The following is an 11,833-nucleotide window of genomic DNA, read 5'->3' as shown; positions in this document are numbered from 1 at the left end:
CCCGTCGCGAGCCCAGCCCTCGGCCCCTCCTGTGAGGGGCCTTTTTTGTCAGGGGCCCTCGGCTGCCGCCGAAGCCGAGCATCACTCGATCGGGCTGAACCGTCCAGCATCACTGTCAGCTCCGGGCGGGCCCCGGCCAGGGACGCCAGCCCCTGTGGCATGGGGGGTGGCAGCACGATCGTGGGCCAGCTGGGGCGGCTCGGCCACTCGGTGGATTGGGGCGGTGGGCGGCGAGCTGGAAAACGATGATGCCAAGGCCGACGCTGAGATCAAGGACCTCAGCGCGCACCTGGCCAACCCCCCTTCGCCGGAAAAGCGCCACCCAACCTGGCCAGTACCGTCGGACGCTGCGAGGCTTGGCTCAGATCCAGCGGCGGCTGCGGAAGTACGCGATCAGCAGCCCGCTGATCGCCAGCATCACCGCCCACACGATGAAATAGCCGGCTCTCCATTCGAGTTCCGGCATATATTTGAAATTCATGCCATACATCCCGGCGAGGAAGGTGAGCGGGATGAAGATCGAAGACATCACGGTCAGCACCTTCATCACCTCGTTCATGCGATGGCTCAGGCTGGAGAGGTAGGTGTCATGCAGGCTGGCGAGAAAATCTCTGGACGTTTCCACCATGTCAATCACCTGCACGGTGTGGTCGTACAGATCACGCCAGAACATCTTGTTGTGCTCATCCAGAAGAGGTGATTCGCTGCGCTGGATCGCCCCCACCACATCCCGCAACGGCCACACGGCCCGGCGCAGGATCAGCAACTGTTGCTTGAAGCGGTGCATTTCCTGGTGGTCATCCGGGCGGGGTTGGCTGATCACCCGCTCATCAATCAACTCCACCCCCTCACCGATCCGCTCCATCGCCAGGAAGTAGTGGTCCACCACCGCGTCCATCAGGCAGAAGGCCAGGTAATCGGATTTCTGCCTGCGCACACGACCACTGCCGTTGCGCAGCCGCTGACGCACGCTCTCAAACACATCCCCTTCATCCTCCAGGAAGGAAAGAACCCAGTTGGGCCCAAGAATCACGCTCACGTGTTCGATCGTCACGCCCCGCCTTGGGCCGCCGTCATCGAGCATCTTCATGGCCACGAAGCCGTAGGCCGGGAACTCCTCCCATTTCGGCCGCTGGGACGTGTTGGCAATGTCCTCACAGGTGAGGGGGTGCAGCCCGAAGGCCGTGCCCAGTTGTTCGATCAGCGCGGTGTCATGAACGCCGTTCACATTGATCCAGGTGACCGCGGAATCAGACAGGCAGCCGAGGCAGGTGTCCACATCCGCCTGTTGCCACTCCTGAATCGCCTCAGCGCTGAAGCGGATGATCTCGATCGTGGCCAGTTCGCGCCGCTGGCTGCCCACAAACACCGTGGCACCAGGTGCCTGGAAGGCGGTGTTGCGAGCGCCGCTGCGGGCACTGACACGGGCGCCGCTGCTGCTGCTCGCCATTGCGTAAAGCCTCGGGCCTGGGAGTCTGGCCCCAGGCTGGCCAGATCTGCCTGGGGCTGCCCACGGCCCTCACACCGATGGCCTAGAGCCCCTTGCGATCGAGCGCGTCCGCCAGGCGGGTCACCGCTGAGGCCAGCTGGGCCTGCACATCGGGGACAGCGGCCGCCTCGGCCTTGGCCTCCTCCTTGCGCTTGGTGGCCTCGATGGCCTTGACGATCAGGAACACCACGAAGGCGATCACCAGGAAGTTGATCAGCGCCACGATCACGGCGCCAGCCGGCCAGGCATTGATCGAATCGACGTTGGCCGCCTTCAGGGCAGGCGTGAGCAGGCTGCCCATCACCAGGCTCACCACCGCATCCACCACCTTGCCGAAGGCGCCACCGATCACCACCGCCACGGCGAGATCGACCACATTGCCCTTGTTGATGAAGGCCTGAAAATCGGCCAGGAAACTGGAGCGGCGCGGGGCCATCACGGAACAGCGGAGGGTCGCCGACAACCTACGTGTGAGCCAGCAGATCACCCGTCCCCTACCCCACCCCAACCTGCTCCGTCACTCCCCAACCCGCTCCATCCCTCCCATCCTGTCGAAATGGGACGCCGCCGTCCGTCATGGAGGTGAACCCCGACCCGGGGCCATCCCCTTCTTCTCGCGTCCCATGAACTACGCGGTCCTCATCTACGAAACCGAGCAGGATGTCGCCGATCGCCCCAGCCTGATGCCCGCCTATGCCGCCTACGCCCAGGCGTTGGCGGAGGCCGGCGCCCATCGCGGTGGCGAATGCCTCCATCCCACCCACACCGCCACCACCGTGCGGCTGCAGGGCGGCACCGCCCAGGTGCAGGACGGTCCCTTCCCCGACACCAAGGAGCAACTGGGCGGCTTCTTCCTGATCGATGTTCCCGATCTCGATGCCGCCCTGGCCTGGGCGGCGCGCTGTCCCGCCGCCGGCCGCTGCGCCGTGGAGGTGCGGCCCGTGCTCGCGATGGAGGGGAGCTGAGTGGAGGCGGCGCGCAGCGCCGAGCAGGCCGCCCGCCGCTCCTACGGGAAGCTGGTGGCCTGGCTCACGGCCCGCTGCGGCGATCCCGCCGCGGCGGAGGACGCCCTGAGCGAGGCCTTCCTGGCGGCCCTGGCCGACTGGCCCCGCCAGGGGGTGCCCCGCAGTCCGGAGGCCTGGCTGCTGGTCACCGCCCGGCGGCGCTGGCTCGATGGCCACCGGCGCACCCGCACCCAGGAGCGCCTGCTGCCGCTCCTCCTCGAGGAGGCGTTCACCATGCCCACCGATCCGAGTGCCGGCGCGGGCGAAGCGGCGGCCATCCCCGACGACCGCCTGCGGCTGCTGTTTCTCTGCGCCCACCCCGCCATCGATGCGGCCATCCAGGCGCCGCTGATGCTGCAGACGGTGCTGGGCCTCAATGCCGCCCGGATCGGGGCCGCCTTCCTGGTGGCTCCCGCCGCCATGGGGCAACGGCTGGTGCGTGCCAAGGCGAAGATCCGCGAGGCCCGCATTCCCTTCGTGCTGCCCCCCGCCCACGCCCTGCCGGCACGGGCGGCGGCGGTGCATCAGGCGATCTACGCGGCCTTCGGCACGGGCTGGGAGGAACCCGGCGCAGCGGGCGGCGGCAGCGACGGGCTCGCAGAGGAGGCCGTCCAGCTGGCGCGGCTCTGCGTTGAGCTGCTGCCGCAGGAACCGGAGGGGCGGGGGCTGCTGGCACTGCTGCTGCATGCCCAGGCGCGCCGGCCCGCCCGGCGCGACCGCCACGGCGTCTACGTTCCGCTCCAGGAGCAGGACATGCGGCTCTGGTCGCGGCCGCTGCAGGCGGAGGCCGAGGCGGAGCTGCGGCTGGCGGCGGCCCAGGGGCGGATGGGGCGTTTCCAGCTGGAGGCGGCGATCCAGTCGGTGCATGCCCAGCGGGCCGTGCACGGCCGGGTCGACTGGCCGGCGCTGCTGCACCTCTATGACGGCCTGATCCGCCTGGCCCCCAGCCTGGGGGCGCAGGTGAGCCGGCTGGCGGTGCTGGCCGAGCTGCGCGGTGCTGCCGCAGGGCTGGAGCCACTGGAGGCGCTCGGCGCCACCGTGCCCGCAACGGCCACCTATCAACCCTGGTGGGCGCTGCGGGCCGAGTTGCTAACCCGGCTCGGCCGCTGGCCTGAGGCGCGGGAGAACTATGGGCGGGCCATCGCCCTCACCACGGACCCAGCGGCCCTGGCCTTCCTGCGAGGGCGCTGCCCGTAGTGCCCGGCCTGCACTCCCCTACCGGGGTCCTGGCCTTCCGCTCGCTCCATGCCTTGCGGGTGAGCCGGTGGCCGCTCTGCAGCCACCGATCGCCAGCCGTTGAGTCCGTCCTGAGCAGAGCCTCTGCGCATGGAAGCTGTAGACCAGCTGGTGCCACAGACGTGCGAGCGTGGCCACCGCGGCATGAAGCAGCTGGGCAGTCATCTCCACCATCAGCAACGTGGAGCAAACCTGGAAGCCTCGGCTCCAGTGCGTGCAGGAAGCTGCGACCGAAGGAAGTGCTGGGGTGTCAGTAGACCATCTCGGTGTCCCACACCAGCCGCGGATCGATAGCCGGCCACAGCTCAATCACACCGATCAGAACCTTGACAGTGCAAGCCAGCTTGCCGCAGCCATTGCATCCCATCGGACCGACTGGAAGGCAAGGGATGCATCTGGATCGACAGATCCAGCGAACCGCCGAGGTCATCCATCAGGCTGATGCCAAACCATCCCGTTTGCCGTCGAGCGGAAAACTGACCGTGAAGGTGGTGCCATGGCCAGGTTGGCTTTGGACTGTGATCGTGCCGTGATGGTGATGGACAATTTCCTGGGCGATGGACAACCCGAGGCCTGTGCCACCCGTCGCGCGCGAGCGCGACTTCTCGACACGATAGAAACGCTCAAACAGATGGGGTAGATGTTCCGGCGCGATTCCAACCCCAGTGTCACTGATGTCAACACGAATGCAGCTTTGCTGAATGACAGCAACCACGCTGACGCGGCCCGGAGCAGGTGTATACTTAATGGCATTTTCAATAAGATTGAGAAAGAGGCGAATCAGATGATCTGGACTGCCTTGGATCAACAGACTAGGGACGATGAATGTGCGGAAAGAAAGGCCCGCAAGATCAGCCAAAGGTTGAGCCTGCACAGCAACTGCAGCCAGCAGATCGCTCAAATCAATGAGATCCTGATCAGCATACCGGTGGCCCTGTTCCAGCCGAGATAGCAGCAGAAGATCACTGCTAAGACGAATCAGACGATCAACATCATGATCAATCAAGTGGAGAGATTCTTGATAGTCTGCGACGCTGCGGGGTTGACGCAGCGTCACTTGCAGCCGGCCCTTAAGAGCCGTCAGCGGGGTTCGAAGCTCATGAGAAGCGTCCATCAGAAACCGCCTTTCGAACTCAAAAGCCGACTGCAGTGAATCCATCATCTCATCAAACATCATGGCCAGGCGAGCCAGTTCATCATTAGAAGTTCCACGGTAATGAATGCGCTGAGCCAGGTTTCCGCTAACCCTGATCTGCTTCGATATCTGCGTAATCTGCACAACCGGCTTAAGCGCACGGCTCGCAAGGAAGTAACCTCCCAATCCCACCACTCCAAGAAGGATAGGAAGCTTGAGCAGATAGCGATTCGAGAGGTTCTGCAGGGTGGTGTCGATGGGCTGAAGAGAGCGAGCCACCTTCAGCCATCCCGATGGCCTTCCACGGCTCGTAAGGATTTCCTTCGTATACATTCGCCAGCGCCCTTCCCCAGTCAGCACGGTCTCAAAGCCAGGTTTTACGACTTGGTGAGCCGGAAGCATGGACGAATCGCCGAAACGCTCCATCACAGCGCCATCATTCCCAAGCAACAAAATCACAACACCAGCATCACTCAATAATGACGCAATGATCGGCGCATCCTTACGTGGATCGAACACCAAGGTGTTAACTTCGTCATCAAGGGACTTCAAGGCTTGGAGGGCATTCACCTTCAAGGCGCCATCAACCTGCTCAAGCAGCGTTCGCTGAAACTCGTGATAGATCAAGCGATCGGAGCCCAGCATAGATAGACCCGCCAGAAGGCTGTACCAGGCGACCAGGCGAAACCTGAGATTTTGCCAGGGTTTCCAAAGCTTCATGGAGGTTTAAACGTTGGGGCTATGGGTCAGAAAGCGGAGCCTCACCATCAGCCCTGATGCAGTAACCCACTCCTCTAGCAGTCTGAATCAAAGAGAATGGCTCATTCTGATCAAGCTTTCGCCGGAGATAGCCAATGTAGACATCAATAACCTTGTAATCTCCATAATGGTCAAAATTCCAGACATGCTGGGCAATTTGCGTCCGACTCAACACCTGGTTGGAGTGACGCATCAAGTACTCCAAGAGAGCAAACTCCCGTGGACTCAGATCAATGAGCCGATTGCCACGCTTCACCACCCGTTGGGCGGTATCCATCTCAAGGGTCCCCACCTTGAGCAACACGTCTGTCTGAAGGGGAGGCCGCCTCAATAGAGCTCGTAACCGGGCCAGCAGCTCCGTGAAGTCAAACGGCTTGACCAAATAATCATCTGCACCAGCATCCAAACCCATCACACGATCCTGGACGGTGTCCAACGCCGTCAACAACAGAACTGGGGTTTTTAATCCCTGTCTGCGCAGCTCCCTAAGGACGCTCAGGCCGTCCAGTACAGGAAGCATGACGTCGAGAACAACAGCATCGTAATCAGCTGCCATTGCATAGTTCACGCCATCGCGGCCATTCAAGGCAAGATCAACGGCGTACCCCGCTTCCCCCAGCCCTTGATGGATGAACCTGGAGATACCTGCATCGTCTTCAACTACTAACACGCGCATAGCAGATCGGCAAAGAACCTCCACTGAGTCATGGCAACAGAAAGGCGGGCATGGGCTAACCGTCATGGTACCGCCGCGAGATGATCATTCATGCTGTCCTCAGCGTAGAAATGGCACTGCAGCCTGATCTCCAGAGCTTCCACGACACAAAGCCTGTTCCACTTTCCAGTGGAAGGCCGTGAGAGCGTGATGGGGTCAGTGAGGGTGGCACGGAGCATCGCTCGCAGCGGCCACCTCACCACAGTCACGGAGATCCAGTGGTGGATAGGAAGCACGGGATCCCGGATTGAGATGGGGACGCTGCCAATCCAGATTGTGCTCAGCAAAGAGTTGCTGTATGGCCCACTGCCGAGGCCTGGGGAAGGGCTCAGCAGCCAGCAGTGCCCGCGCCAGGATCTGGCAGCGGCCCAGGCCAAAACCTTGTGCATCTCCAGGGGCTTCGGCGAGTCCGATGCCAGGGGCAAGTGGCGCGGTGAAGAGGGGGATCGGATCTTGTAAGTGAGGGCGGAGCCTGGGGTAGTGATGCTGCAAGACGGCCCGCAGATTCACATAGTGCCTGGATTCCAGAGTCAGAATTGCAGCATCAAAGCGCCCATAGGACAAAGGCTCGGTGAGGACCTTCAAGGTAAATGGACAGGATTCGCGATTGAGCTCGCAGCTCAAGATGTCCATCAGCAGGATCGCCCCCTCCACGGTGACATGGAAGAAGAGGTGAAAAGAAACTTGATCAGTGGCAGGTTGTCCACCATTGCCGACCGCCATGTAGTACTCCCCAACGAAAGAAGAATTGGGCAGACGCAAGGACAATCGAGTGCCAACAGATCCCTCGGACGAACCCAACGCCAGATCGGCAGTGGGATCAATCCAAAGATGCAGACCATCTTTCTGAACCTGGTAACGACTTCCCTCCACTCGGGTCACGACCCAGTTGGGGTCGACGCACCCTGTGCCGCTATTGGCCGCCTGGATCTGGCCAATGAAATCAAGATCCAAGCCTGCATAGGTGCTGTTCTTGTACTCTGTTTTAAGCGTAGGCATTGACAATCGCCATTCTTGCTCACCGCTGAAGTAGATGTCATGCAGATAATTCCTGAGCTGACGCAATAGATCCGCCTGCTTTAGCTCATCTGGCAAAGCATTGTACCGTTCTGCCTCCGTTTCAGAGGCAGCACTGCCTCGCATTTGAGTGACATCGAGCAGTGCGTAAGATGGATGTTCAATCAGAGGAGGATCGATACGAACATTCTCAGTCAAATCGGTCAGCGCTGCATCGAGGGAATAGTGCTGCAGCCAACGGGGCAAGAACACCTCTGAGCGCGAAGCTGGATGGCTGTTGGTGCAATGGGCTTTGCTGAAGGCAACGTGAACCATCTCACTAGGAGGGGAATCTGGAGGCTCGATGCCTGAGCAGTGCGAATCGAGGTCACCAAACACCGTTGACATGGCGGCTTCAGGTTGACACAACAGCGACCTTGCAACCTGCAATATAGAAATCTCCAGATTGCCAAATGGTTCTCGGTAAAACAACCGTTCCTGAATCACCTCGATCAACCCCAGGCCAGCAAACCGCAGCACCCGTTCCTGAAAGTCAGGAAAAACCTCAAGAATTGCAGGGAACTGTGCCAGATAGGCCTTGATCAAGGCGGCCAGTGAGGGCTGAAGTGTCTGCAAAGGCACTGCCGCCAATTGCAGCGAGACAGCAAGATCAATATCCCTGCTGAGGGCAAGACTCTGAAGCCAGACTCTCAGATACTCAGTGATTATCGCCCCTACATCGAATGCCGGATCGCCCCATGCCCACTGCTCCCAATCAATCACCCGGATGACTCCTTGCTGATCAGGGAGTTGCAGAGCCGCCATGGAGGTGGGCAGGGGCGAGGGCTCCCACCGAGGCCACTCCTGGTGAACCAGGATGTTTCCAAACTTGAGGTCGTTATGAATCAGGCAGCATGGTGTGTAATCTGCTTGCAGACGAGAGAGCGCTTCCGAAAGGTGGGCAGAGCGCTGGTAAAGCTTGTAGAACATGAGGCCATCCAGCGACACTCGCCGAAAGAGATCAGGCGTCAGATTCTCCAATTCACTGAAGAAGTCAGGCCCGTCGCCCCTGTCTCCCTCCATACGGGTGCATTCCGGAGCGAGTTGGAGCTGATAGTCCCGACGTTGAAATGTTGCTTGATGAAGCGTGGCCAGGCCGATTCCGAGTGCGGTGGCGATGTGCGCGGGAAACTGCTGGGCACCCGCGTAGAACTTGCCAAGATCCCAATATCCTTCTACAAATCGGAGAACCAGGATGCCATTTGTGGCATCAAAATTCACCCCTTCGGACATGATGGGTTGCAGCTCGCGGAGCTGATTAGTGGCATCAAGCAATTGATAGATGCGCCACTCTTCGAGAAAACTCTGCCTAGGTCCTTCCTCATCCCGAAACGGTGCTTGCTTGACCAATAGGCTGGTTGTCATCCCATGGTGGCTGCCGCCTGTAGAAAGCTGCACCAGGAGATTGAGATTTTTGCCTGAGAGTGCCTTGACACTCAGTACTTCATCATCAGGGCCGCAAAGGCCTTGCTGAACCAAGTAATCAAGGATGGTAGAAGATTCCAGGCGTAGAGCCATCGTCAGACGTTGATAAATCCAAGCGCATCCAACATGGACTGAGACTTGCTCCAAGTCGAGGTTTCGAGAATGCCACTTGACAATCTCGAAACCTCGACAGGTCCCAAAGTTGTTCTCAGGGATGCGCCACTGTCGGTTTCCCCAACAGGGGTTGCAAGCCCTGGATCATCGGCCTAGGGGAACGTCAGGACAATCCGCTCATGCGGCTGGGACGGCTGGCGCGGCTGGGACGGCTGGCGCGGCTGCGGCGGCTGCGACGGCGCCTGCCATTGCCACCTGAAATGGAGGCCTCATCCTCTGGGGTGAGATCAGTGAGGAAGCTATCTGCCCCTGACAGCAGATTCAGGCCCAACAGGGCTGCATTGGTCGAAGATTCAGTTGCCATGATGTTCTCCTTTGACTGGTTAGAATTTGGGACGGGGATAATGATGGTCAGTCGACGCCTCTGCCTGTACTGCATGATTAGCCGTGCAGTCAACAGACGAGCCATCTGTCCACCTGTTCAGTTTGAATGGCTGAACTGAATGAACAGTAAAAGTTCGGCGGTAAGAGGACGGAAGGAAATTGGCAAGAAAACTCTTATGTCGGCACAGGGTGAGAACGTCCCCCTGCGTCAGCGAGGTCGTGGCGTCATCCGCCCTGTCCTGCGGAGGGCGGTGCGCCTGCCAGCCTGGTCACGCACAGCAACGGCCGTGACCGTCCCAGCGAAGCTGCTGACGCGCCTGTCGCCTGCCCCGAAGGCTTGAGGAGACCGGTGAGGTGAGACGCTCAGTCCGACTCGGAGGACCGTGGTGGCTCTGCAGCGAGCAGGGCCTGCAGACCCGCTTCGTCGATCACGGCCACACCCAGGCTCTCGGCCTTGCCGAGCTTGCTTCCCGCCTCCTCGCCAGCCACCACGAAGCTCGTCTTCCGGCTCACCGAGCCTGTCACCTTGCCACCGGCGGCCTCGATCAGCTCCTGGGCACGGTGCCGGGTCAGGCTGGGCAACGTGCCCGTGAGCACCAGTGTCTTCCCCGCTAGAGGCTGGGACTGGGACCTGCCGCCTCCGTCAGGAACGGCGCCGGTGCTGGCCAGCGTCAGACCCAGCTGCGCCAGGTCGTTGAGCAGGCGCTCGTTCGCGGGGATGGCAAACCACTGCTGCAGCGACTGGACGATCTCGACGCCGATGCCATGGACTGCGGTGATCGCCTCCGGGGCCTCGAATGCCGCCGTGGCGAGAGTGGCGGCCGAGGTGAACACCCTGGCCAGGGCCTTGGAGTTCACCTCGCCCACGTGGTGAATCCCAAGGCCATAGAGCTGGCGATGCCAAGGCTTGGCCTTGGAGGCCTCCAGCGCCGCCGCCAGATTCGACGCCGACTTCTCCCCCATCCGCTCCAGGCTGGCCAGCAGCGCGGCGTCAAGCCTGTAGAGATCGGCGATCGAGCGCACCAGCCCACGGTCGACCAGCTGCTCGATCAGCTTGCTGCCGAGGCCATCCACGTCGAGGGCCGCCTTGCTCACCCAGTGGCGCAGCGAGCCGCGCAGGATCGCCGGGCAGCTGCTGTTGACGCAGCGCGTGGCCGCCTCCCCCGTCTCGCGCACCAGCTCCGAGCCGCACTCCGGGCAGGCCTGGGGCAGGGCCAGCGGCGTTGCCCCTGCCGGCCGCAGTTCGACCAGCACCCGCACCACCTCTGGGATGATCTCACCCGCCTTGCGCACCACGATCGTGTCGCCGGCGTGGAGATCGAGCTCGGCCAGCCGGTCGGCGTTATGGAGGGTGGCGCGGCTCACGCTGGTGCCGGCGAGCGCCACCGGCTCGAACTCCGCCACCGGCGTCACGACTCCGGTGCGTCCCACCTGGGCCACCAGGCGCAGCAGCCGGCTGGGGGCCTCCTCGGCGGCGTACTTGAGGGCGATCGCCCAGCGCGGCGCCTTCTGGGTGAAGCCGGCCTCGGCCTGGAGTCGCAGGTCGTTGAGCTTCACCACCACCCCGTCGGTGGCGTAGGGCAGGGAGCGCCGTGTCTCCTCCCAGGCGCTGAAGAAACCCTCCACCGCGGCCAGGTCGGGCAGGAGTTCGGCATTGGGATTGACCCGGAAGCCGGCGGAGTGCAGCCACTCCAGCGAGGCCCACTGGCTGGTGGGCCTCGCTGGATCACTGGTCCCGCCGGCGCCGACCGGATCCCACTCCTCAGGGAGATGGAGGGTGTAGGCGAAGAAATCGAGACGCCGGGCGGCCACCACCTTCGGATCGAGCTGCCGCAGGGTGCCCGCGCAGGCATTGCGGGGGTTGGCGAACGGCGGTTCGCCGCGGGCTTCGCGCTCGGTATTGATGGCGCTGAAGGTGGCGTCGGGGATGAAGGCCTCACCGCGCACCTCCACCCAGGCCGGGGGGTGATCCAGCTGCAGCCTCAGCGGCACGCTCTGGATCGTGCGCACGTTGGCGGTGATCTCCTCGCCCCACGCCCCGTCACCGCGGGTGGCGGCCCGCACCAGCACCCCGTTGGCGTAGCTGAGAGCGAGGGCGTTGCCGTCGATCTTGAGCTCGCCCACCATCGGCAGGGCGGGCAGCGGTGCACCGACCTCGGGCAAGCGATCGATCGCGCGCAGCAGGCGGCCATACCAGGCCTCCAGGTCCTCCAAGCCGAAGGCGTTGTCGAGGCTGAGCAGTCCGACGCGGTGCTCCACCGTGCAAAAGCCTTCGGCGGGAGCGCCGCCCACCCTCTGCGTGGGGCTATCGGGACGCACCAGTTCGGGGTGGGCCGCCTCCAGCTCCAGCAGCTCGCGATAGAGCCGGTCATAGACCGGGTCCTCCAGCTCCGGGGCATCGAGCACGTAGTAGGCGTGCGCCGCGCGCTGCAGCAGGCGGCGCAATTCCTCGGCCCGATCCTCAGGCGATGCGTCGGGCATGGGAGGCGGCGCTGGCAAGGAGCGGCGGGATGGAG

At 62.4% G+C, this 11,833-nt stretch carries 8 protein-coding genes; 2 read left to right on the top strand and 6 right to left on the bottom strand.

The features are described 5' to 3' along the window. Nucleotides 1-361: 361 nt before the first annotated feature. Both corA and mscL read right to left on the bottom strand, forming a co-directional pair. Nucleotides 362-1,450, bottom strand: coding sequence for a magnesium/cobalt transporter CorA (corA, locus tag ACWJI3_RS06395; RefSeq protein ID WP_480203229.1), 1,089 nt, complete (start codon nucleotides 1,448-1,450; stop codon nucleotides 362-364). Nucleotides 1,451-1,532: 82 nt separating this feature from the next. Beyond that, nucleotides 1,533-1,925, bottom strand: coding sequence for a large conductance mechanosensitive channel protein MscL (gene mscL, locus ACWJI3_RS06390; RefSeq protein WP_255100236.1), 393 nt, complete (start codon nucleotides 1,923-1,925; stop codon nucleotides 1,533-1,535). Between the two features lie 187 nt (nucleotides 1,926-2,112). On the opposite strand from mscL, the gene ACWJI3_RS06385 reads away from it, so the two are divergent. Together ACWJI3_RS06385 and ACWJI3_RS06380 are read left to right on the top strand one after the other, a co-directional pair. Beyond that, nucleotides 2,113-2,454, top strand: coding sequence for a YciI family protein (locus ACWJI3_RS06385; RefSeq protein ID WP_094512211.1), 342 nt, complete (start codon nucleotides 2,113-2,115; stop codon nucleotides 2,452-2,454). Continuing rightward, complete coding sequence (locus tag ACWJI3_RS06380; protein WP_480203228.1) at nucleotides 2,455-3,690, top strand: RNA polymerase sigma factor; 1,236 nt, start codon at nucleotides 2,455-2,457, stop codon at nucleotides 3,688-3,690. A gap of 472 nt (nucleotides 3,691-4,162) precedes the next feature. Here the strand turns inward: ACWJI3_RS06380 and ACWJI3_RS06375 are convergent, their stop codons facing one another. The 4 genes from ACWJI3_RS06375 to ligA form a co-directional block, all read right to left on the bottom strand. Beyond that, nucleotides 4,163-5,584: a sensor histidine kinase gene (locus ACWJI3_RS06375; RefSeq protein ID WP_480203227.1), complete on the bottom strand. Its 1,422-nt coding sequence runs from the start codon at nucleotides 5,582-5,584 to the stop codon at nucleotides 4,163-4,165. A gap of 19 nt (nucleotides 5,585-5,603) precedes the next feature. Further along, nucleotides 5,604-6,299, bottom strand: coding sequence for a response regulator transcription factor (locus ACWJI3_RS06370; RefSeq protein ID WP_480203226.1), 696 nt, complete (start codon nucleotides 6,297-6,299; stop codon nucleotides 5,604-5,606). A 195-nt stretch (nucleotides 6,300-6,494) separates the two neighbouring features. Then, nucleotides 6,495-8,912 (bottom strand): T3SS effector HopA1 family protein, encoded by a 2,418-nt coding sequence (locus ACWJI3_RS06365; RefSeq protein ID WP_480203225.1) that lies wholly within the window; start codon nucleotides 8,910-8,912, stop codon nucleotides 6,495-6,497. Between the two features lie 768 nt (nucleotides 8,913-9,680). Beyond that, nucleotides 9,681-11,798, bottom strand: a complete 2,118-nt coding sequence (gene ligA, locus ACWJI3_RS06360) for an NAD-dependent DNA ligase LigA (RefSeq protein WP_480203224.1) — start codon at nucleotides 11,796-11,798, stop codon at nucleotides 9,681-9,683. Nucleotides 11,799-11,833 lie beyond the last annotated feature (35 nt).

The sequence above is a fragment of the Marcopretia estuarina LEGE 06307 genome (assembly GCF_056633115.1).
Note: the sequence above shows the minus strand (reverse complement) of the source record. Positions and strands in the feature narration are given on the sequence as shown.